Annotated in this window: 22 protein-coding genes and 1 riboswitch; of the genes, 12 read left to right on the forward strand and 10 right to left on the reverse strand. The window is 68.2% G+C overall.

What is annotated here, in order from left to right; all coding sequences use genetic code 11:
- The first annotated feature begins 4 nt into the window (after positions 1–4).
- Together LL236_RS08605 and LL236_RS08610 are read left to right on the forward strand one after the other, a co-directional pair.
- Positions 5–544, forward strand: a complete 540-nt coding sequence (locus LL236_RS08605) for a hypothetical protein (RefSeq protein WP_228178338.1) — start codon at positions 5–7, stop codon at positions 542–544.
- A 299-nt stretch (positions 545–843) separates the two neighbouring features.
- The gene (locus tag LL236_RS08610; RefSeq protein WP_228178339.1) at positions 844–1416 is read left to right on the forward strand and encodes a hypothetical protein; all 573 of its coding nucleotides are present in this window, start codon (positions 844–846) and stop codon (positions 1414–1416) included.
- Between the two features lie 165 nt (positions 1417–1581).
- On the opposite strand, the gene LL236_RS08615 is transcribed toward LL236_RS08610, so the two are convergent.
- Genes LL236_RS08615 through LL236_RS08625 form a run of 3 tightly spaced genes read right to left on the reverse strand, consistent with a single transcriptional unit; the run spans position 1582 to position 2995 of the window.
- Positions 1582–1863 carry a hypothetical protein gene (locus LL236_RS08615; protein ID WP_228178340.1) on the reverse strand — a complete coding sequence of 94 codons (282 nt, stop codon included), beginning with the start codon at positions 1861–1863 and terminating at the stop codon, positions 1582–1584.
- The gene (locus tag LL236_RS08620; protein WP_228178341.1) at positions 1860–2351 is read right to left on the reverse strand and encodes a hypothetical protein; all 492 of its coding nucleotides are present in this window, start codon (positions 2349–2351) and stop codon (positions 1860–1862) included. The genes LL236_RS08615 and LL236_RS08620 overlap by 4 nt, the downstream gene beginning before the upstream one ends.
- Before the next feature lie 26 nt (positions 2352–2377).
- Positions 2378–2995, reverse strand: a complete 618-nt coding sequence (locus LL236_RS08625; RefSeq protein WP_228178342.1) for a DUF6349 family protein — start codon at positions 2993–2995, stop codon at positions 2378–2380.
- A gap of 310 nt (positions 2996–3305) precedes the next feature.
- On the opposite strand from LL236_RS08625, the gene LL236_RS08630 reads away from it, so the two are divergent.
- Positions 3306–3695: a hypothetical protein gene (locus LL236_RS08630; protein WP_228178343.1), complete on the forward strand. Its 390-nt coding sequence runs from the start codon at positions 3306–3308 to the stop codon at positions 3693–3695.
- Here LL236_RS08630 and LL236_RS08635 read toward each other — a convergent pair.
- Together LL236_RS08635 and LL236_RS08640 are read right to left on the reverse strand one after the other, a co-directional pair.
- On the reverse strand, positions 3688–4506 hold the full coding sequence (locus LL236_RS08635; RefSeq protein WP_228178344.1) for an ABC transporter permease: 819 nt from the start codon (positions 4504–4506) through the stop codon (positions 3688–3690). The genes LL236_RS08630 and LL236_RS08635 overlap by 8 nt on opposite strands.
- Positions 4503–5537, reverse strand: a complete 1035-nt coding sequence (locus LL236_RS08640; protein WP_228178345.1) for an ABC transporter ATP-binding protein — start codon at positions 5535–5537, stop codon at positions 4503–4505. Before LL236_RS08640 ends, LL236_RS08635 begins: the two co-directional genes overlap by 4 nt.
- A gap of 125 nt (positions 5538–5662) precedes the next feature.
- Here LL236_RS08640 and LL236_RS08645 point away from each other — a divergent pair, with 125 nt between their 5' ends.
- On the forward strand, positions 5663–6709 hold the full coding sequence (locus LL236_RS08645; RefSeq protein ID WP_228178346.1) for an enoyl-CoA hydratase/isomerase family protein: 1047 nt from the start codon (positions 5663–5665) through the stop codon (positions 6707–6709).
- A 16-nt stretch (positions 6710–6725) separates the two neighbouring features.
- On the opposite strand, the gene LL236_RS08650 is transcribed toward LL236_RS08645, so the two are convergent.
- On the reverse strand, positions 6726–8156 hold the full coding sequence (locus LL236_RS08650; protein ID WP_228178347.1) for a D-alanyl-D-alanine carboxypeptidase family protein: 1431 nt from the start codon (positions 8154–8156) through the stop codon (positions 6726–6728).
- Positions 8157–8194: 38 nt separating this feature from the next.
- Positions 8195–8305, forward strand: a riboswitch (TPP riboswitch).
- Between LL236_RS08650 and LL236_RS08655 the strand changes: the two genes are divergently transcribed.
- The 4 genes from LL236_RS08655 to LL236_RS08670 all read left to right on the forward strand — a co-directional run bounded on the left by LL236_RS08655 (position 8297) and on the right by LL236_RS08670 (position 11992).
- On the forward strand, positions 8297–8917 hold the full coding sequence (locus tag LL236_RS08655; protein ID WP_228178348.1) for an ECF transporter S component: 621 nt from the start codon (positions 8297–8299) through the stop codon (positions 8915–8917). (Overlaps the previous riboswitch by 9 nt.)
- 103 nt (positions 8918–9020) lie before the next feature.
- Positions 9021–10394 (forward strand): ABC transporter ATP-binding protein, encoded by a 1374-nt coding sequence (locus tag LL236_RS08660; protein WP_228178349.1) that lies wholly within the window; start codon positions 9021–9023, stop codon positions 10392–10394.
- Positions 10391–11176, forward strand: a complete 786-nt coding sequence (locus LL236_RS08665; RefSeq protein ID WP_228178350.1) for an energy-coupling factor transporter transmembrane component T family protein — start codon at positions 10391–10393, stop codon at positions 11174–11176. The genes LL236_RS08660 and LL236_RS08665 overlap by 4 nt, the downstream gene beginning before the upstream one ends.
- 51 nt (positions 11177–11227) lie before the next feature.
- Positions 11228–11992, forward strand: a complete 765-nt coding sequence (locus LL236_RS08670) for an SDR family NAD(P)-dependent oxidoreductase (RefSeq protein WP_228178351.1) — start codon at positions 11228–11230, stop codon at positions 11990–11992.
- On the opposite strand, the gene LL236_RS08675 is transcribed toward LL236_RS08670, so the two are convergent.
- On the reverse strand, positions 11970–13448 hold the full coding sequence (locus LL236_RS08675) for an LssY C-terminal domain-containing protein (RefSeq protein ID WP_228178352.1): 1479 nt from the start codon (positions 13446–13448) through the stop codon (positions 11970–11972). The genes LL236_RS08670 and LL236_RS08675 overlap by 23 nt on opposite strands.
- A 188-nt stretch (positions 13449–13636) precedes the next feature.
- Between LL236_RS08675 and LL236_RS08680 the strand changes: the two genes are divergently transcribed.
- Together LL236_RS08680 and LL236_RS08685 are read left to right on the forward strand one after the other, a co-directional pair.
- Positions 13637–14464, forward strand: a complete 828-nt coding sequence (locus LL236_RS08680) for an enoyl-CoA hydratase/isomerase family protein (RefSeq protein ID WP_228178353.1) — start codon at positions 13637–13639, stop codon at positions 14462–14464.
- A complete protein-coding gene (locus LL236_RS08685; protein WP_228178354.1) occupies positions 14461–15300 on the forward strand; it encodes an SDR family oxidoreductase in 840 nt (279 codons plus the stop codon). The genes LL236_RS08680 and LL236_RS08685 overlap by 4 nt, the downstream gene beginning before the upstream one ends.
- A gap of 30 nt (positions 15301–15330) precedes the next feature.
- Here LL236_RS08685 and LL236_RS08690 read toward each other — a convergent pair whose 3' ends face one another.
- On the reverse strand, positions 15331–15807 hold the full coding sequence (locus LL236_RS08690) for a GNAT family N-acetyltransferase (RefSeq protein WP_228178355.1): 477 nt from the start codon (positions 15805–15807) through the stop codon (positions 15331–15333).
- 127 nt (positions 15808–15934) lie between these two features.
- On the opposite strand from LL236_RS08690, the gene rlmN reads away from it, so the two are divergent.
- Complete coding sequence (gene rlmN, locus LL236_RS08695) at positions 15935–17167, forward strand: 23S rRNA (adenine(2503)-C(2))-methyltransferase RlmN (protein ID WP_228178356.1); 1233 nt, start codon at positions 15935–15937, stop codon at positions 17165–17167.
- A gap of 17 nt (positions 17168–17184) precedes the next feature.
- Here the strand turns inward: rlmN and LL236_RS08700 are convergent, their stop codons facing one another.
- Complete coding sequence (locus tag LL236_RS08700) at positions 17185–18633, reverse strand: carboxylesterase/lipase family protein (protein ID WP_228178357.1); 1449 nt, start codon at positions 18631–18633, stop codon at positions 17185–17187.
- A gap of 67 nt (positions 18634–18700) precedes the next feature.
- On the opposite strand from LL236_RS08700, the gene LL236_RS08705 reads away from it, so the two are divergent.
- Positions 18701–19711 (forward strand): aldo/keto reductase family protein, encoded by a 1011-nt coding sequence (locus LL236_RS08705; protein ID WP_228178358.1) that lies wholly within the window; start codon positions 18701–18703, stop codon positions 19709–19711.
- Between the two features lie 76 nt (positions 19712–19787).
- Here the strand turns inward: LL236_RS08705 and LL236_RS08710 are convergent, their stop codons facing one another.
- Positions 19788–21323: a carboxylesterase/lipase family protein gene (locus LL236_RS08710; protein WP_228178359.1), complete on the reverse strand. Its 1536-nt coding sequence runs from the start codon at positions 21321–21323 to the stop codon at positions 19788–19790.
- Positions 21324–21377: the final 54 nt, after the last annotated feature.

Consider the following 21377-nt stretch of genomic DNA (forward strand, 5'->3'; position numbering starts at 1 on the left):
ATACATGAGCGCACAACCTCGACTGCACCAGTCCGGCCTTCTCGGGCTGGGCTGGTGCAGTCTGCTCGTCTCTCTTCTGATCCCGCTCTTCGTCTCCGCCGGCCACTACATGCAGCAACGCAGTCCGTACTGCCAAATCGGCTCCACGTTGAGCGCCGTGCCGCTGCTCTACAGCTGCGGCGAACCCTCCGACCAGCAATTGGTCATCGGCTGGATCGGTGCGATCGTCACGATCGTCCTGTTCGTGGTCGCGGTCGTCTCCGCCGCTCTCGCCCTATGGAAGGTGAGAAGCGCGCGGAGGCTGTCACCGGGACTATGGTCCACCTTCGCCTTCGCGATGACAACCCTCGCCGTGATGGCTGTCATCGCGTTGATGGTCCTCGCAGTCGATGGGGTCCGAACAGCCTCGTGGATCATCTACGCCTCATTCCTGGGTACCGTCGTCTACGTCGTCGGTGGCATCGTGGCCATCATCGTCAGCGTGAGAGCAGCGAATCTCGAGGAGAAGCTTCAGACGCAGGGTCGCTCCGAGTCGGGAACGTAGTCGACCGTGCGGGGCCTGATGATCCGCGCGGGCGCTGGGACGGTCGCTACCGGTAGCCCACCGCGGTGCCCAGCAGTGAGCCGATGCTGTGGGTGGCGGATCGGACGTGTCTCACAGAACGATCGTCTTTCGGACGCGGGGTCGCTGAGAGGCTTCATGGTCGTTGGCGAGAGGCGTCGTGCGAGGCCGGTCCTCTACGGCCTCCTGCGGCGTTCTGAGCGCCTCTAGGGCGTTCTGGGCATCCATGGTGGGGTGGGAGCGGCCTCGAGGGTGTCGTGTGTGGCCGGTAGCGTGTGGGCGTGGAGTCGCTTCAGCTGTCAGCGTGGGGCGATGAGAGCATGCGCGAGGTTGGCGGGATCTCTCACTACCTGCTGGGTGTGGTCGTTGCTGAGGACAGTCGGTGCGACGAGCTGCGGGAGCGGATGCGGGAGCTGCACACTCGCGGGCCGAAGCTTCATTGGCGTGATCTTGAGGGCGCCGAGCAGGCGCGGGTGATCGCGAGCATCGCGGCGTTCGATGCGTACCACGTGGTCGTGGTGGGGGCGCCGGTGAATCCCCGCAAGCAGGAGAGAGCGCGGGCGCTGTGCATCCAGCGGATGTTGTGGGAGCTCGAGCGGCAAGGCGTGACTCGGCTCACGCTCGAGTCGCGAGGTCGATCGCTGGACGGCGCCGATATGCGGACAGTGGAGCGGATGCGCGGGGCGCAGTCGCTGGGTCGGTCGCTGCGGGTGTTCCATGCGCTGCCCAGTGGTGAGCCGATGCTGTGGGTGGCTGACCAGACCCTCGGGGCGTACGGGGAGTCGATCGCGAACCGGAGTCAGTTCTTCGAGCCGATCCGTTCCGCGACCACGATCGTGGATATCCGGCTGTAGCAGCGCGAAAGCCGGGTCCCGTCAAACGGCGGGGGTCCCGGCTTCTACTTCCCTTCCCCCCAGCAGGGGGCGGGCTGCGTCCAGTCTAGGACATATCCGTTCACTGTTGGCTGTATACGGCCGTAGCCGTCGCGCTCGGCCGCGGGACGGCTACGGGTGCTGTCATCACGCCGGGTCGCCCTCGGGCGCCTCGGTTAGTCGGATGGGGTGGTCGGGTTCGAGGTAGAACTCGTCGAACGTGTCGCCGTCTTCGTTGTCGGCGGGCCAGAGGCCGATGTTGATCTTGTGGCCATCGAAGGCGAGCCAGGCGATTTCGCGGGGTGGGATGCGGACGGGGAGGAGCAGGTTGGGGCTGGGGATTTCCCAGCTGATCCAGGCACCGACGTGGGGGTGCCCCAGTTCCCCCGCGATGGTGGGGTTCTGGGGCACCTGAGCATTGCCGGTCACAGGGTCTCGCCTTCGGTGAGGTAGAGGCCGGTGTCGATGTAGTGCTGGCAGAATGCTGAGCTTTCCCGGTCGAGGATGCCGGGTTCGATGAGCGCGATCCACCGGTTGACTTCGGTGACGAACTGGGGGTCGTTGCGGTCGTCCCAATCAGTGTCGTTACGCGCCCACCGGTAGATGATTTCGCCGGCGAGGCTGGAGTAGCCGCCTGCGTGAAGGACTTGGGCGATGGAGAGCGCTTCGACGTATTGGAGGCCACCGAAGACCTCGACGTCGCAGCGGGCGACGACTGACCAGGTTTCCGCGAGGATGCGTACCGCGTCGGTCATAGTGGGGCGTTCGGGGGTTGCCACGGCCGCGGTGGCGCCGTTGTGGTGGCGGGCGACGTGGAGGCTGAGTTGTTCGGTGAGTTCGGTGTCGGTGAAGGCGACGAGGGTTTCGGGGCACATGCTGCAGGCTTCGGTGAGAGCGCGCGGTTCGGGGGTGCTCATGGTGATCTCCGTTCGGGGTGGTGTGGTCAGTTGTGGTCGCTGAGGTCGAAGCCGCCGTAGGGGCTGTAGTCGGGGACGTGACGCATGCCGCTGCCGCCCCGGTCGGTGAGGATGGGTGCGCCGGGGACGCGGAAGTTCTCGGGGTAGTTCGCGTCGAACCAGGCTTCGAGCGCGGGGGTCATTTTCCGGGTGCCCATGTGCCCGCGGAGTTTGCTGGGCAGGGTGGGGAGGTCGCGCCATCCGGGCATGGCGTGGTCGTGCCAGGCTTCGACGGCGGTGTTCTCGTCGTCGGTGATCGCTTGCCAGGAGCAGACGCTGCAGACGCTCTTGTAGAGGAGTTCGCCTACGCACGAGCAGGCGTGATACTCGGCGCCGTGGTGGTCGCAGCGGAGGTCTGTGATCCAGGTGGTGAGGTTGTGGTGCTCGAGGTCGAGTGCCCCGGCTGCGGGGGCAGGGCGCCACAGGTGGCATCGACGCCAGGTGCCGGGTGTTTGTTCGGCTCGCCAACGCTCGAGCGCTGCGGCGAGTTCGTCGGGGGTGTGGTAGGCGCTGGTGTAGTGCAGGGGTGCGCCGTCCCAGGTGGGTAGTGCGGCGATTTCGGCTTCAACGATCAGCTGGTCGATGGCGCTTGTGAGGTCGAGCATTGTGGTCTTTCCCTTCCCGAACATTTCCCTGGGCCTTGGCGGCAAGGAGATCTCCGTGGTCGGTGGAGCCGACCTATGATCGGATGCCGGCAAGGGACCAGGAGTCAGTGGAGGCTGCGGAGGAGCTCGAGCTCCCGGTTGGGCGCTCGGGACGCTGCAGTCGCTGTCGAAGGAGCAGTTGACGCGGAGAGTGCACGTGCTGTCGATCGCGCCAGAGCGTCTGCCGTTGGAGGGAGGGTGCAGAGGGATCGTTGCGGGCTTGTAAGCAAACTCCCCGTAAGGGCGCGAACGCCGCTGGCAGACTAGGTTCATGGTCACCCTGCTGCTTGACTCCGCCCACCTGGAGGTGGCGTTGTCGGGGTCTGAGCGGCTGCTTGCATTCCGGCGGCAGAATGTAGACCTCCCGCGCGACACGATTGCAAAGGTTCAGCTCACCGACGACGTGTGGACCTGGCTTCGCGGCGTGCCGAGCCCCGGCACGCATGTGCGCGGTGTCGTCGCCATGGGAACCTGGAAGTCAGCCGGCAGCGAGGATTTCGTCCTGGTGCGCGGGCGGCGGCCCGGTGTCGTGATCGACCTTGAGGAGCATCCGGACTACGAACGCATCGTGCTCACGACGCGACACGGTCTGGCGCTGGTCCAGGCGCTCCGGCTGGATGTCGAGGGCCCAGCCGAAGACGTCGCCGACCTCGTCAGCTGACGTCGCGGCGCCAGTTGAGCGCGTAGCCGAGCACGAGCAGCACAAGCGCGTAGCCGAGCAGGACGGCGCCGCCAGCCCACCATTCGAGTCCGCTCGTGCTGGCTCCTGCGCCCGCCATCTGGAAGATGCTGGCTCCGACGAGGGCATCGCTTGCCGCGCCCGGCAGGTAGTTCGTGACGGTGTCGAGTCCCTCCACGAACGCGCCTGCCGTGCGGGCGATCGGTTCGAGGAACTGCGTGAAGACAAGCACTCCGACGACGGCGGCTACCTGGTTGCGCACCAGCGTGCCGACCCCGATCCCGACGACCACCCAGATCGTCAGCGCGAGCACGACCCGCGCGATCAGCGCCCAGGTCGACCCGGCTCCCAAGTCGGTATCGATACCGAACACCGTGAGAAACCCCGCCGCGGGCCCGACCGATGACAGCGCGCCGACGATCCCGAAGCCCACGCCGACCACAATGCCCGCGACGATCTTCGCCCACAGGACGGTGCCGCGGCGGGGGGTTGCAAGGAACGTTGCCGTCAGAGTCTTGTGCCGGAACTCGGTCGTAACGATGAGGGTGCCCAGGATGAGCGGGATGACATAGCCGACGCTCGCCGCCAGCGAATACAGCAGGGGGGCGACGCCCTCGGTCGGGACCGGCGCACCGTCTCCAGGAAGGGTTCCGTTGCTGACGGCCCCGAACACGAACGCAAGCGCGCCTGCCGTGGAGGCGATGTAGACCACGAGCACGAGCCCCAACACCCACCACAGGGATGTCGAAAAGAACTTGGTGAACTCCGACCGGGTAACGGTGGCGACGGTCATCGGTTCGCCCCTTCCTCGTCGGCTGACGCACCGACGGGCGTATCGGCCTCGGAATCCGACGCCGTCGTGACCTCAGGCTGCTCCTCGGTCTCGATCGGGACCTCTGGCTGAGGCTCGTCCGTCAGCAGCCGCGGCGGCCTCGTTCCGTTGACGTACTCGAGGAAGATCTCTTCGAGGGCCGGCCCCCGGTCGGTCAGTGCCGAGAGGGCGATGCCGGCAGAGGCAGCGATCGCGCCCACACGAGCGGCGTCGAGGCCCTCCACCTGGATGCCGGTGCGCAGGATTTCGAGCGGAACACCCGCAGCCTCCAGCGCCGTGACGAGTGCGCCGCGGTCGGGAGAGTCGACGAGGGTGACCGGAACCTCCTGGTACGCGAGGTCGGCGAGCGACCCCTCGAAGACGAGGCGTCCGCCCGAGATGATGAGCGCGGCATCCACCGTCTGCTGCACTTCGGCGAGAAGGTGAGACGACACCAGGATCGTCCGCCCCTCGCCGGCCAGAGTCCGCAGGAACGACCGCATCCAGCGGATGCCTTCGGGATCGAGGCCATTGGTGGGCTCGTCGAGCACGAGCACGCCGGGGTCACCGAGCAGCGCGAACGCAACCCCGAGCCGCTGGCGCATCCCGAGGGAGTAGCCGCCGACCTTGCGTCCCGCAGCGTGCGAGAGTCCGACCAGCTCCAGTACCTCATCGACGCGCGAACGCGGGATGCCGGCAGCTTGTGCATACACCGTGAGATGGGCTGCTCCCGTGCGGCCAGGATGAAACCCGGTCGCCTCGAGAACCGCACCGACCGTGTGCAGGGGATGGGTGAGTTCGTCGTAGCGGCGACCGCCGATGGTCGCCGAGCCGGAGGTGGGACGGATCAGACCCAGCAGCATCCGCAGCGTCGTGGTCTTGCCGGCCCCATTGGGTCCGAGAAACGCCGTGATGCGCCCCGGCTGGATGCTGCACGTGAGGTCGGCGACTGCCGAGATCGTCCCGAAGCGCTTGGTAAGCCCCGCGAACTCCAGAACCTGTCCGTCGGGCATGACGAGCCCCTCCCTGGGTGTGGATTGCGCACCAGTTTGGCCGACGCAGCCCTTACGGATGCGGCACCACGCCCGAGGGCGGTCGAAGACCCCCCTCCGTGGCGGTCCCTCGCTACCGTGGGACCGTGGAGAGTACACCGACGGTTGAGATCGAGCAGCGCGGCGAGATCGGCATCCTGACCCTGCAACGACCGCGGGCGCTGAACGCCCTCGATCTCGAGATGGTCGAGGTGCTTGCCGCGGCTCTTGAGCGGTGGGAGCGGGACGACAGCATCCGAGCTGTCGTTCTGCGCGGCGGCGGCGATCGCGGGTTCTGCGCCGGGGGCGATGTTCGCGGGCTGTACGAGACGCTGATCGGCGATCATCCCGAGCAGGTCGAGGCCTTCTTCCGCGCCGAGTACGCCCTCAACGCCCGGATCGCGGAGTATCGGCATCCGATCGTCGCGTTCGCCGACGGGATCACGATGGGCGGTGGAATCGGTCTTGCCGGCCATGCCTCGCACCGCATCGTCACCGAGCGATCGATGCTCGCGATGCCCGAAACGCGGATCGGCTTCACGCCGGATGTCGGCGGATCGTGGCTGCTCGGCCGTGCCCCCGGGCGGGTCGGCGAGTACCTGGCGCTCACCGGCAACACCGTCGGGCCGGCCGACGCCATAGCGGCGGGCCTTGCCGACCACCACGTCCCGAGCGTGCGGCTCGAAGGCCTGCTGTCGGCGCTCGAGGATAGGGTCGACCTCGACAGTGCGATCCAGGCCGTCGCGACAGATCCAGCTCCCGGAACCCTGACCGGTGAGCTGGAGTGGATCGACGTCGCGTTCGCCCAGCCGACCGTCGCCCAGATCGTCGACGCACTGCGCGGACGGCCCGAGGATGCCGCGCGCGAGACCGCTGCGCACCTCGGGACGCTTCCGCCCACAGCGCTCGCGGTGACGCTCGAGGCGGTCCGACGCGCGCGGAAGCTCCCCGACCTGCGCGCAGCGCTTGCCCAGGAGTACGGGCTTGTGCTGTGGTTCGGGACGACGCAGCCCGATCTCGTGGAGGGCATTCGCGCGCAACTCGTCGACAAAGACCGCTCACCGCGCTGGAACCCCGCCCCCGGCCAGGAGCTTCCCGCCGACCTTCTCGATCAGGCTTACGGGTTCACGCCGCCGACGCCCCTCTGGGGCTGAGACCGGGCCCGGGGCCTCAGTCGATCAGACCGAACAGCTGCAGCGGATGCGTCAAGCGCCACCATGGCGAGGGCTGCTCGATCTCGGCAGACACCGCGGCTTCGACGGTGGTGGAGTTCACCGGGCCGGTGAGGGTGAACGTGCCAGCCGGTGATCCGGCTTCCCAGTCGTCGACAGCGAGCGTGGATGACGAACTCGATGCCGCGCCGTTCCAGAGGATGACCGCGGCATCCGCAGTCGTGCGGATCTCTGGGTTCGATCCCCACGCGGTCTCCACTGTCCCGACGACCGTGCCGGCCGGGATGACGTACGGGGTCGTGAGCTCCGCCTCGAGCTGAGCAAGCAACGCCCGGGCCGAGCTGTCTCGCGACTCGTCGCTCGGCTGGGCCAGAACCGTCGCGTAGGTGCGGACCGTCGTGTCGCTGATCGTGAGGTCTCTCGCGGTGGCCAGGTCGTCGACCTCTCGGCCGTTGACGAAGAGCGAACCCGTCTTGATGCCGACGACGCCCGGATCCGCCAGCAGGTCGTTGGTGTTCGTGACCTCACCGGCGCCGGGCAGGTTCACCATCGGTGTCGCGACGATCTCGGCTATCACCGGGTTCTCGAGCGCCTTGCGGCCGAGTGCGATCACGCCCGCAGGAGTGCCGACATTGTCGGAGTCGATACCCGAGGGCTCCACGACCGTGATGCCGCTGATTCCGTGGGTTCTCAGCCAGTCGGCTGCGGCGCTCTCGAAGACCTCGTCCGTCGGCCAGAACTGGTCGGCCAGGCGGGCCGCATAGTTGTTCGCAGAGCCGATCAGTAGCCCCTGCAGCATCTGGTACTCGGTGAGGGACCCGCCGACAGGGACGTCGAGCGCCGACTCGCCGCGCCCGCGGTAGTTCCAGTAGGTGGAGCGATCGCGCGAGGTGAACGCATACTCTGGGCCGGTTTCGCCGAGCGCGAGGGGCTGGCGGTCGAGCACCATGAGCGCGGTCACGAGCTTCGTGATGCTCGCTAGCGGCGCCGCATCCGTCGTCGAGGTCAGCGTGCCCTCGGGAGACGTCGACTCGAACCCGTCGACGGCGACTGCAGCCGAACCCTCGGCGGGCCAGGCAGGAGCCGCAGCGGATGCCGTGAGCGGCGCCACATCGACGGACTGCGCCGTCGGCATCACCGCTGTCAACGGCCAGAGCAGGGTTACCGCGGCGTATGCCGCGACGACAGCGAGCACGATGAGCGTCGGACCGATGACGGTTCCGCGCAGCAGCGAGCGGCGCGGCATCCCGTCCAGGAGGTCGCCCTGGTCCGGGTCGTCGTGCATCCGGCGCGCGGCAGGTGCGCTAGCAGGGCGAGCCCACTGCAGTGCTGCAGTGTCGGCGCGCTCCACCGCTCCCCCCGCGGCCGCACTCGAAGCCTGGTCGGCGTCGGTCGGGTCGGGGGCGGTCGGCGCCTCCGTGTCGGTCATCCCGCCCAGATTATCCGTACCTGGCGCGTATACTCGGCACCACGAACCACGGGAGTCCGGTGTGCCGGGCTGAGAGGAAGCGAATCCACGCTTCGACCGTCGAACCTGATCTGGGTCATGCCAGCGCAGGAAGGAGAACAATGTCTGTTTCGTCGTCCACCCCCACAGCGACCACGCGCCGGTTCCGTTGGCGGATCGTCGACATCGTCGTCGCCAGCGTCATCGGTGTGGCATCCGGCCTGATCTTCCTGGCCTGGAACGTCGGTTACGTCGGCCCGAGCGCGCTGCTCGAGCCGCTGCTGCCGGGCCTGCAGGGTCTGCTTGACGGACCGTGGCTGTTCGCCGGAGTCCTGGGCGCTCTCGTCATCCGCAAGCCGGGTGCCGCGATCTACACCGAGCTGCTCGCTGCCGTCGTCTCGGCGCTGGTCGGCAATCAGTGGGGCGGGTTCCTGACGCTCGAGGCCGGCTTCGTGCAGGGGCTCGGCGCCGAGATCATCTTCCTGATCTTCGCTTACCGCGTCTGGACGCTTCCGGTCGCCATCCTCGCCGGAGCCGGCGCCGCGCTGGCCGGCGGCATCAACAATCTGATCCTCTGGTACGCGGGAGCCGACGTGACCTTCACGATCGTCTACCTGATCAGCACTGTCATCTCGGGTGCGGTGATCGCGGGTCTGCTCTCGTGGTTGTTGGTGCGGGCGCTTGCCGCGACGGGCGCACTCGATGCCTTCCCTGCCGGGCGTGAAGTCCGGCAGCGCGTCTGACGTGACGGCGCAGTCTTCTCGGACTTCTCCGGCCAGCCCTCGTCCCGTTGCTGTCAGGATCGACGGCTGGGGCTGGCGGCACGGCAGTCGGCGGGCATGGGCATTGCGCGACATCGATCTGCAGATCGGCGCCGGCGAGAGGGTGCTGCTGCTGGGAGCATCGGGGTCGGGCAAGTCCACACTCGTGAGGGCGATGGCCGGAGTGCTCGGCGGCGACGAGGGCGAGAGCGAGGGATCGATTCTTCTCGACGGCTCCCCGCCGAGTGCGGCGCGCGGCAGCACGGGCCTCGTGCTGCAGGACCCCGATTCCCAGGTCGTGCTAGCGCGGGTCGGCGATGAGGTCGCGTTCGGTTGCGAGAACCTCGGCGTCCCCCGCGAAGAGATCTGGTCGCGCGTGCGCGAGGCCCTCGACCTGGTGGGACTTGACGTGCCGCTGGATCACTCGACGACCGCTCTGTCGGGAGGGCAGAAGCAGCGGCTGGCGCTCGCCGCCATCGTCGCGATGCGGCCAGGCCTCATCATCCTTGACGAACCGACGGCCAATCTCGACCCCGACGGCGTCGAGCAGGTGCGGGATGCCGTCGCCCGCGTCGTCGACCAAACGGGAGCCACCCTCGTTGTCGTCGAGCATCGGATAGCGGCCTGGGAGTCGCTGGTCGATCGGGTCGTGGTCCTCGAGGCTGGCGTCGTCGTCGCCGACGGCTCGCCGGACGCGGTGCTGCGCGACCGAGGCGCCGATCTCGCCGCGGCCGGCGTCTGGGTCCCCGGCCATCGCCCGGCGTGGCCCCCGCGCGCCCTACACGCTCGGGGTTCGGTGCTGGTGTCGGCCCACGATCTGGTCGTCGCTCGGGTGCCGGGTCGGCCGGTTGCCGAGGTCCCGCGGCTCGACATCGTCGAAGCGGGTGTGACGGCGATCACCGGACCCAACGGTGCCGGCAAGTCCACGCTCGGGCTGACCCTTGCCGGGCTGATCGCACCCGCCGCGGGGTCTGTCGTGGCCTCCGCGGCGCTTGCCGCGGGAGAGCGTGGGCATCCCCACCAGTGGCCCTCGCGAGCACTGCTCACCCGCCTTGGCATGGTGTTCCAAGATCCCGAGCATCAGTTGCTCGCACGAACGGTGCGCGGCGAGCTCGAGGTCGGTCCACGAGCGCTGGGTCTCGTGGAGTCCGAAATCGCGGCACGCGTCGATGAGCTGCTGCACCGGTTGCGGCTGGACAGGCTCGCCGATGCCAACCCTTACACGCTCTCGGGAGGCGAGAAGCGCAGGCTCACGGTCGCCGCGGCTCTCGCGACTCGACCCCGGGTCCTCATTCTCGACGAACCCACCTTCGGGCAGGACGCGCGCACCTGGGCCGAACTCGTCGCCCTCCTTGGCCGGGTGCGCGATGAGGGGTCGGCGGTCGTGACGATCACGCACGATCTCGACGTCGTCGAGGCACTGGGCGCCGACAGTTTCGTGCTCGGCGGGTCGTCGTGATCGACATCCAGACTGTCGCGCCCTCACGGGTGGCGCGACTGAATCCGGTCGCGAAGCTGCTGGCGATCGTCGTGCTGACGATTCCGCTGGTGCTGACCCTGGATGCGGTGTCGGCCGGGGTCGCGCTGGCGATTGAACTCGCTCTGTTCCCTTTCGCTGGCCTCGGCTGGAGTCGTTTCTGGCGGCGCACGTGGATCGTGTGGCTGCTTGCGCCGCTCACCGGCGTGACGATCGCGCTGTACGGCCAGGCGAGTGGAGTGATCTTCCTGGAGTGGTTCGTGGTGCGGGTCAGCGAGGGATCGCTGACTCTGGCGCTTGCCACGATGCTTCGGGTGCTCGCGATAGCGCTGCCGTCGGTCGTTCTGTTCGCCACCGTTGACCCGACCGATCTTGCCGACGGGCTCGCGCAGGTGCTTCGACTCCCGGCCCGGTTCGTCCTCGGCGGGCTCGCCGGTCTGCGGATGGTCGGACTGTTCGTCGATGACTGGCGTGCGCTCGAGCTCGCGCGTCGCTCGCGCGGTGTGGCCGACCGCGGCCGTATCCGTCGGTTCCTCGGAATGGCTTTCGCGCTGCTCGTGCTCTCCATCCGCCGGGGTACGAAACTCGCTGTCGCGATGGAGGCCCGCGGCTTCGGTGCACCCGGCCCGCGCACGTGGGCGCGCGAGTCCCGGTTCGGACTGGCTGAGTGGTTGCTGGTACTCCTCGGTGCGGCAATCGCCGCGGTCGCCGTCACCGCCGCCGTCCTCACCGGCTCGTGGAACTTCATCCTCGGTCCGTCCTGAACCGGCAGTCACCTCGGGGGTAGCCTGGGGCGCGACACGAAGGAGAGTCGGATGAAGGTCAGTGGTGCTGCAGCTCTCGTCACCGGCGGAGCGAGCGGTCTGGGGTTGGCGACGGCGGAGCGGCTCGCCGCTGCCGGGGCGCTGGTCACGATCATCGACCTGCCCGGCTCGCCCGGCGCAGACGTCGCGGCACGCCTCGGCGGCACCTTTGCTCCGGCGGATGTCACGGATTCCGAGGCCGTGCGCGACGCGGTCGCGGTCGCTGCGGCATCCGGCCCGCTTCGGGTCGTCGTGAACTGTGCAGGCATCGCGCCCCCGGCCAAGGTGCTCGATCGGGATGGAGAGCCCTCGTCGATCGCCGCGTTCGAGCGGATCGTCCGCATCAACCTGGTCGGGACGTACACGGTGCTCGCGCATGCCGCGGCAGTGATCGCCCGAACAGAACCGGATGCCGAGTCCGGCGACCGGGGCGTGATCATCAACACCGCCAGTGTCGCTGCCTTCGACGGCCAGATCGGCCAGCCGGGGTACGCCGCCAGCAAGGGCGGGGTGCACGCCATGACGCTGCCGATCGCGCGGGAGCTTGCCCGGCACGCGATCCGCGTCGTCACGATCGCTCCCGGGATCATGGAGACTCCGATGCTCGCCGCCCTGCCGAAGGCGGCGCAGGATTCGCTCGGTCAGCAGGTGCCGTACCCGGCGCGTCTGGGGCGGCCGCAGGAGTACGCGGCGCTCGCGATGAGCATCGTCGAGAACGGTTATCTCAACGGGGAGACGATCCGGCTCGACGGAGCTATCCGGATGGCGCCGCGCTAATCGAGTCAGCACGCCCGGCGTCGCGTCGTTCGCGGCGGCGGGAATAGGCAGCCGCGCTGCGGCTTGAGAGCGCCAGCAGGATCAAGACATCGAGACCGACAGCCAGGAGCGACGTTCGCAGGGTGATCTCCTGCTCCCGCAGGAACCACGTCGTGAACGCCGTCGATATCGAGACGACCGCGAAGACCATGACGACCAGACGAGCCCAGTTGCGTCCCCACCACAGCGAGAGCAGCACGCTCACCTGAACCGCGAGGCTCACGCCCATCAGGGCGATCACGATCCAGAGCGCGAATTGTTCTTCCTCCGCCGTGAGTACATCGCCGCTGACGGCCAGGTCGGAGCTGTCCATCACGTCGGGCCACTCCGCCCACAGGCCAATGATCAACAGGATGCCGGCGAGCACCCGCAACAACAGAAGGAGTGTCCCCGTCGTGATCGTCGCAGGGCGGCGCATGCCGGGGTCCCGGGTGAGCGGGGCGAACAGCGTCGTCGGCGGTTCGAAAGCTACGCGTTTACGCGGCAGGTTCTGTGGAGCCTCCGTCGCGGTCACTGCCGCTACCGTCGCGACCTCCTGGACGCCAGAGGCCGAGAGGGAGGCATCGGTCATATCGGTTGCGGCGTCGGTAGTGGCGGCCTCGGCTACCGCCACCGGCCGCAGATCCAGGATCGGCAGGTCTCCGTCGGTGCGGATCGAGTCACCGCCGCCGTTACGAGCGTGGTAGCTCGTCGAGAAGTCCTCGATCACCTCGACACGGATGCCGGGGTCTGCCGCAAGCAGCGAACTGACGATGTGGTCGCGTTCGACATCCGTGTCGGCATCGATGCGGTGTGTGACCTGGAGCGTGAACAGCGACAAGCCGACGGAGCTGTCGAAGGTTCCCGCCGCGAGCCATTCGACTCGGCGGCCGCCGGGGAGTGGCCAGTCGTCGGGGCACCGCCAGAACCTGACGTGGTGACGCTGCGCGGGGTTGCCGTCGACCTCCTGCTGGTAGGCGAAGTCCTGCATCCGGCCGAAGAGGAACAGCGGACTGACGGGGGCTTGGTGATAGCTGCGACGGGTGAGCGTTGAGGTGACGATCCGGACGGATGACCGCAGCGTGACCGGATCGGCGAGGGTCCAGCCGGCCCGCTCCATCGCCTCGTGCAGCGCAGCCTCTTCACCCATGAAGGCAAGGTTGACCGGATCGCCGAGCAGGCCGTCGCTCGTTCGGGTGCGTCCGATGAAGTAGCCCGGCACGTAGATCGTCGTGAGGATGCGGTGGATGCGTGGCAGCACCAGGTACGCAAGCAGGGCCCAGAACGCGATAGCGACGAGCACGCCCCACCACCCGACGCGGAACGATTCGGTCAAGCTCAGGTAGGCGAGCCAGAGCGCCGATACCCCGGCGAACACGAAGAAGAACCAGTCGATCGCTACCCCAATGGAGTAGCTGCGCCGCCGTTCTCCGCTCACGCCGCAACCCTACCGCCGGTGCGCTCGGGAAGGGTCTCGTGGTTGCCGCCGGCATCGACCACCGATGGGACGCAGTGCCACGGATCGTGAAACGCGGGCTCGCGCGCGATGGTGGCCAGAGTAGAGTGACGGGAGGTTTCGAAGGGGAACGCCGTCTGGCCGCACCCTCACTGCTGAAGGAGGCCGAGATGAGCGATTCCATCCTGGTCGAGGTCGAGGACGGCCTCGCGCACGTCACCTTGAACCGTCCCGCGCGCCTGAACGCCGTGGACTTCGAGATGGGTCGCCGCTGGCGAGATGTGGCGGTCGAACTCACCGGCGATCCCACCGTGACGGCGATTTTGCTGGATGCCGCGGGTCCGGCGTTCTGCGCCGGCGGCGACGTGGTGGCGATGTCGGAGGCTGACCCCGGCGACGGGAGTGCCGGTGACGCCGTCACGGCGATGGCGAGAGTCATCCACGAGGGGATCCTCACGCTGGTGTGCTCGTCGACCCCGATCGTGGCGTCCGTGCAGGGCGCTGTCGCCGGCGGCGGTCTCGGGCTGATGCTGTGCGCCGACTACATCGTCGCCTCTGAAGCGGCCCGCTTCGTGAGCAAGTACGCCAACATCGGGCTCACCCCCGACCTTGGTGTCTCGACACTGCTCCCCGCCGCAATCGGCCAGCGCCGTGCACTGACGATGCTGCTGCAGGATCGGAGCCTCACTGCCGCCGAAGCTCTCGAGTGGGGTCTGGTGAACGAGGTTGTTCCGGCCGATCAGGTTGCTGCGCGCGCACGGGAGGTTGCTGATTTCTGGCAGTCGGGTGCTGTTGTGGCCATCGGTGAAGCGAAGCGACTCGTGCGCTCAGGCGCGGGCCGCGCGTTCGCCCAGAACCTCGAAGACGAGGCGCAGACGATCGGGGAACGATTCGGCACCCACGACGCTCGGACGCGAATCGCCGCGTTCGCTGCGGCATCCCGTACCCCGAAGAACGACACCGCCACCACATCCGCCACCCGAAAGGACCTCGCGTGACCGAGAAGAAGCTTGCCGGAAAGACCGTTCTGCTCTCCGGCGGTAGCCGCGGGATCGGGCTTGCGATCGCGCTGCGCTGTGCGGCCGACGGAGCGAACATCGCCATCCTCGCGAAGACCGACACCCCGCATCCGAAGCTCGAGGGCACCGTTCACACCGCGGCCGAGGCGATCGAGGCGGCGGGCGGGAGTGCGCTGCCGATCGTGGGTGACGTGCGCAACGATGACGATGTCACCGCGGCAGTGCTGAAGACCCAGGGCGAGTTCGGGGGAATCGACGTCGTGATCAACAACGCGAGCGTGATCGACCTGTCGGGCTCGCTCGATCTTTCCGCCAAGAAGTACGACCTGATGCAGGGCGTGAATGTGCGCGGCACGTTCATGCTCTCGCGAGCGGCTGTCCCGATCCTGCGCGAGGCAGAGAACCCGCACATCCTGTCGCTGTCGCCGCCCCTGAACCTCTCGCCGCGGTGGCTTGGCGGGCACACCGGCTACACGCTCGCAAAGTACGGGATGACGATGGCGACCCTCGGTATCGGCGCCGAGTTCGCGAAGGATGGCATCGCGGCCAACACGCTCTGGCCCCGGACCACGATCGCGACAGCGGCCGTGCAGTTCGCGCTCGGCGGCGACCAGATGATGAAGGTCAGTCGCACCCCCGAGATCTACGCGGATGCCGCGTACGAGGTGATCACGAAACCCTCGCGGGACTACACCGGCCAGACACTGATCGTCGAGGACGTACTCGAGGCTGCGGGTGTCACGGACTTCTCGGGTTACGCCGCGGTGCCGGGAACTCCGGACGATCAGCTGTTCCCCGACATCTTCCTCGACTGACGCACGGTTCCGGGGCCTCGCCGCAACTGATCAGTCGAGTGTCTTGCGCAGGAACACCTGCTCGATGCCGGCATCTCCCGGCACGCGCTCGCTTTCGACGTAGCCTTCGCGTTCGTACAGGCGCAGATTCGCCTCGGACAGCGACCCGGTGAACAGTTCGGCTGTCGTGGCGCCGGCATCCTTCCCCCGCTGCTCGACTGCTGCGAGCAGCGCCGTGCCGATTCCCCCGCCCTGCTGATCGGGTGCGATCGCGAGCCGCCCGATGAGCAGCAGCTCGCCGTCCTGCTGTGCGCGGACGGCTCCGACGATCCGGGGTCCGCGCAGCGCGACGCAGCCGAGGTTCTCGACCAGTTCGGCGGATATCTCCTCCAGTGTCTGTGTCAACGGGGGCATGTGCGGGGTGCCGTAGATGATCGCCTCCTGCACGAAGGCGGCGCGCTGCAACGTCAGCACCTCGCCGGCGTCGTCGGGAGTGATCGGGCGGATCTCGAGATCGTCGTGGGGCACGACCTCACGGTACTGGGCAGTAGCCTGCGTGGGCAGGGCTTGACAGCGCCGACTAGGCTTCGCAGCGCCGACAGGGCTTCGCCGGTCGAGCAGGGTCGCGCGGCATCCGCTCGCTTACCCTGGAGTCATGGCTCGCGCGCTCCCTCCCACGTCCTCCGGCGCGCCTCAGGTGCGCCCTGCCACCGAAGGATGGCAACAGAAGAAGGATGCCGAGGGCCGGCCGCTCTTGCAGTTCGCGAGCCCCAAGCGCGGCAAGCCTCCCGTGCACCTGGCCGATCTGACTCCCGAACAGCGCGTCGAGAAGGCCAAGGAACTCGGTCTTCCGGGCTTTCGCGCCGGTCAGCTTGAGCGCCATTACCTGACCCGCTGGACGAGCGATCCGGCAGAGATGACCGATCTGCCGGCATCCGGTCGTGAGGAACTTGTCGCGGGGCTGCTGCCGCCGCTGCTGACTGAGGTGCGCCGGCTCGACACCGACAAGGGCGACACGATCAAGTTCCTCTGGAAACTGCACGACGGTGCGCTCGTCGAGTCGGTTCTCATGCGGTACCCGGGTCGGATCACCCTGTGCGTATCAAGCCAGGCCGGATGTGGAATGAACTGCCCGTTCTGCGCGACCGGCCAGGCGGGGCTCACCCGGAACATGTCGGCTGCCGAAATCGTCGACCAGGTGGTGCGCGCCAATCAAGCGATCGCCCGAGGTGAGCTCGGCGGCAAGCGCAGCACCGATCAGTCCCTGGAGCGGGTGTCGAACATCGTCTTCATGGGGATGGGGGAGCCGCTTGCCAACTACGCCCGTGTCATGCAGGCGGTTCGGGTGATGACCGACAAGAAGCACGGCATGGGCATGAGCGCTCGTGGCATCACGGTGTCGACAGTGGGACTTGTGCCCGCGATCACCAAACTTGCCGCCGAAGACATCCCGGTCACCTTCGCCCTGTCTCTGCACGCTCCCGACGACGAACTGCGCGACGAACTCATCCCCGTGAACTCGCGCTGGAAGGTCGATGAGGCGCTGGATGCCGCCCGCGGCTACTTCGAGCGGACGGGCCGTCGCGTCTCGATCGAGTACGCCCTCATCAAAGACATGAACGACCACCCGTGGCGGGCCGACCTGCTGGCGCAGAAGCTCAACGCGCGCGGGCGCGGTTGGGTGCACGTCAACCCGATTCCGCTCAATCCGACGCCAGGTTCCATCTGGACGGCATCCGAACCGCACGTGCAGAACGAGTTCGTGCGGCGCCTGAACGCCGCGGGCATCCCGACGACACTGCGGGACACGCGCGGCAAAGAGATCGACGGCGCGTGCGGGCAACTGGTCGCTACCGAGGACGACGAGGCCGCGGCGTCAGCCTCGTGACCGTCTCGTAAGTCCCGTCAGGATGCCGGTCTGAAGGCGTCCACGGCCGCAGCGCGCGGGAGCGGCAGCGTCCGCGAGTCGACATCGAAGACGCGCACGCGGCGGCCGGGGGCAAACGGCTCCCATCCCGGGTCGCCGTCGCGGATCATCCGCACCCACGCGCCGTGCATTTCATCCGCGAGGCGCTGCGGCGGCGCATCCCCGGCCATTCGGATGCTGTCGGGATTGCTCACACCGTCGAAGACGAAGCCGAGTTCGAGAGCGTGCCCGGCGCCGAGGCCGTCGACCGGGCTCTGCCAGGCGAACTCGTAGACGAAGGTCGGCGCCGTTCGGCGATCCGCCACCTGGGTCATCGGCGCTCGCAGCATCGAGTCAGTGAGCGCTTGCCCGAGCCGGTCGCCGGTGCCGGCATCCGGGAACGCGGCCCGGTAGGCGCGCACCGCGGCACGCGGGATTCTCAGGGCAAGATGGCCGAGGCTGGCCTGCCACGGCGAGATCTTCGCGAGCGCGTCAGGCGTGAACCAGAGCCGGTACTCGTCGGTGTTGGTGCCGATGAGGATAGGGGCTGAGGCCGTGGGGAGTGCCTGGCGAGGGGATTCGGGGAGGCTCTCGGGGTCGCGAGCGAGCAGGAACCCGGGCGCGCCCCGCAGCGGCGAGCTGCCGGCAGCCTGGGCCGTTCGTGCCTCCAGCAGCTCGGCCGGCGACAGCGCGGCAAACGCCTCGCGCGTCGCCGGCACGCCGAGCCGTTTGGCGAGCGCGCGGGTGACCCGGCCCGCCCGCTTCGGGTCGACGGCATCCAGGGGCCCTGACTCGATGATCGCGCCCGAGATGAGGGGCGCGGTGTCGGGTCGGGAGAGGAGCGCGGCGACCAGCGCCCCGCCGGCAGACTCTCCCATGACCGTGATGCGCGAGAGGTCTCCACCGAACGCCGCGATCTCAGCGTGCGTCCAGCGAAGGGCCGCAGCGACGTCTTCGAGGCCGAGATTGCGCGGGGCATCCTCGAGCACCGAGAAACCCTCGGACCCGAGGCGGTAGTTCGCCGAGACGAACACGACGCCGCCCCGGGCAAAACTCGTCCCGTCGTACCCGGCGATCGAACTCCCGCCGCGCTCGAACGCGCCGCCGTGGATCCAGAGCACGACAGGTAGCGGCCCGGATGCCGGGTCGGTCGCGTCCGTCGGGGCCCAGACGTTGACGGTCAGGATGTCTTCGTTGGTCCCGTCGCTGGTCAGGCTCGGCAGGAGTTCTCCGATCCTGCCGCGGTAGGGCGTTTGCGGTGCCGAGGGCCCGAACTGCGTCGCATCGCGCACCCCGACCCAGGCATCCGGTGCCGCGGGCAGCCGGAATCGCCGCGAGCCGAAGGGAGGCGCGGCGTACGGGATGCCGAGGAAGCGACGGATGCCGTCCGTCACGCTCCCGCGGAGTGTTCCGGTGCTGATGGTCGTTTCGATTGCTTCGGTGCCCACTCCCTCAGGGTAGGCCGTTCCATCACGGGCCGGCCCCGCTGTCGCGGCGCGGCGATAGCGTGGAGCAATGGTCAACTATCGCTATCTCGGCAACAGCGGCTTCAAAGTCACAGAGATCACCTACGGCAACTGGATCACCCACGGCTCGCAGGTCGAAAACGACGCAGCCATCGCGACAGTTCACCGAGCACTGGACCTCGGCATCACGAGCTTCGACACCGCCGACGTGTACGCGAACACGGTCGCCGAGCAGGTTCTCGGCGAGGCGCTGAAGGGCCAGCGTCGGGAGTCGCTCGAGATCTTCACGAAGGTCTACTGGCCCGTCGGGCCGGGCGGCGCCAATGACTCGGGTCTGTCGCGCAAGCACATCATGGACGGCATCCACGGCTCGCTCGAGCGGCTCGGAACCGACTACGTCGACCTCTACCAGGCGCACCGGTACGACTACGAAACCCCGCTGGAAGAGACGATGCAGGCCTTTGCCGACATCGTCCGGCAGGGCAAGGCGCTCTACATCGGCGTGAGCGAGTGGACGGCCGAGCAGCTGCGCGCCGGGCACGCGCTGGCCAAGGATCTCGGCATCCAGCTCGTTTCGAACCAGCCCCAGTACTCGGCGCTGTGGCGCGTCATCGAGGGGAAGGTCGTTCCGACCTCCGAGGAGCTCGGAATCTCGCAGATCGTCTGGTCGCCGATGGCGCAGGGCGTGCTCAGCGGCAAGTACCTGCCCGGTCAGCCGGCTCCCGCCGGTTCGCGGGCCACCGACGAGAAGAGCGGCGCGGGCTTCATCAAGCGGTTCATGACGGATGACGTGCTCAGCGCAGTGCAGAAGCTGCATCCGGTAGCCGAGCAGGCGGGTCTGACCCTGCCGCAGCTCGCGATCGCGTGGGTGCTTCAGAACCCCAACGTGTCGGCGGCTCTCGTCGGCGCCTCGCGTCCCGAGCAGCTCGATGACACCGTGAAGGCGTCAGGCGTGACGCTGGATGCCGACACGATGGTGGCGATCGATGACGCTCTCGGCTCGGTGGCCGAGACCGATCCGGCGCTCACCGAAGAGTCCTCGCCACCGTCCCGCCCATAAGGGCGCGACGTCTGGCACCGTCCCGCCCGTGAGGGCGCGACGTCTGGCACCGTCCCGCCCATAAGGGCGCCACGGCTCAGGGGAAGGCGAGAACCTCGTCTCCCCAGCCGGTGCGCAACTCGTGATCGAGGTCGGGGACCACACGGTCCGCGGCCTCGATCACGAGCGTTGCGCGGGTATCGACATCGAATGCCGGCCACTCCACGGCGCCGTCGGCGTTCGGGGCCTCCCCCGTGGCGAACGCCGTCCATCGTTGCTGCATTCTCGCCGAGATCCGTTCGGCCTCATGGCGGCCGCCGAGTCGGAAGCTGATGTCGTGCGCGCGGCGGCCGAACGTGCCCCATACGTAGGGGAGCTCGGTCGCGTGCGTTGCGCCGATGCGCAGCAGGTGCAGCATCGGCGTCGCGTGGTCAAAGCGGTAGAGCCAGACCGGCGCGACGCGGGAATGGCCCTCGACGGCCCAGAGCGTCGGCATCCGGAATCCGATGTCACGGGCGATTCCCAGCCCGACCGCGTGGTGACGAACGCCCTCGTACGCTGAGAGCACCTGCGCCATCGACGGCAGGTCGATACCGGGGCGTTCGGTGCCGAGTTCGGCGAGCATCTGCTCGATCTGCTCCTCGCGGATGGGCATGAGCGGTGACTTCATCATCCGGAAGAGGGATGCCTCGTCCTTGTTTGTGCCGATCAACAGCGGTACCGGCAGACCACGCCCCTCGGCAAGGACTGTCGCCGGCGCCTCGGGCAGCAGGTCGCCGTCGATGACGGGACCGAATGCGATGGTTCCTGGATGCTGCGCCGGGACTTCGGCGAACACCGTCATCCCGGCTTCGACGATCTGCTCGACCGGCAGTGTTCGCAGATCTGCCGGGGCGGGATTACCGACCGCCGCCAAGAACAGGTCGGTGACGGTCTCGGCCCGGGCCGCGTCGTAGACGCTCGAGACCGGCGAGGATTCGGCGATCGCGCGCGAGAAGAGCCCCGCAGCGCTCGGGACGGCGAGCAGCGTCGTCACGAGGCCCGCGCCCGCGGACTCGCCGAAGACGGTCACGCGCTCGGGGTCGCCCCCGAACGCTGCGATGTTCCGCTGCACCCAGCGCAACGCCAGCATGACGTCCTTCAGGGCGAGGTTTCCGTCGAAGGGATGCTCCGGGGTGGACTTGCTCGACAGATCGAGGAATCCGAGCGCGCCGATGCGGTAGTTGATCGTCACTACGACCACGCCGTGGCCCGCGAGGGCTTCGCCGTCATAGACCGGCTGGCTGCTGGAGCCGAACGTGTAAGCCCCGCCGTGCAGCCACACCATGACCGGAGCCGGAGCATCAACATCCGCCCCGCTCCAGACGTTCAGGAAGAGGCAGTCCTCGTCGAAGATCGGGTCCGGCCCGAGGTCCATGGCCGGATTCGCCTTCTGCGGTGCGGCGGGCCCGAAGCTTGTCACCTCGACCGTCACGCCGGCATCCAGCGGCTCGGCCGGAACAGGGTCGCGCCAGCGGGCGTCGCCGGTCGGGGCCTGGGCATAGCGGATGCCGCGCCAGACGCGGATGCCGCCTGCAAGCTCCTCTCCGGCGAAGCGCCCGGCGGGTGCGGCTGCAACAGGGGTCTCGTCCATGGGGGCCTTCCGGGTCTGGTGAGAGGGCGGCGTCGCGAGACAGCGTAGACGGTG

The organism is Microbacterium schleiferi (genome assembly GCF_020781975.1).
Classification (GTDB): domain Bacteria; phylum Actinomycetota; class Actinomycetes; order Actinomycetales; family Microbacteriaceae; genus Microbacterium.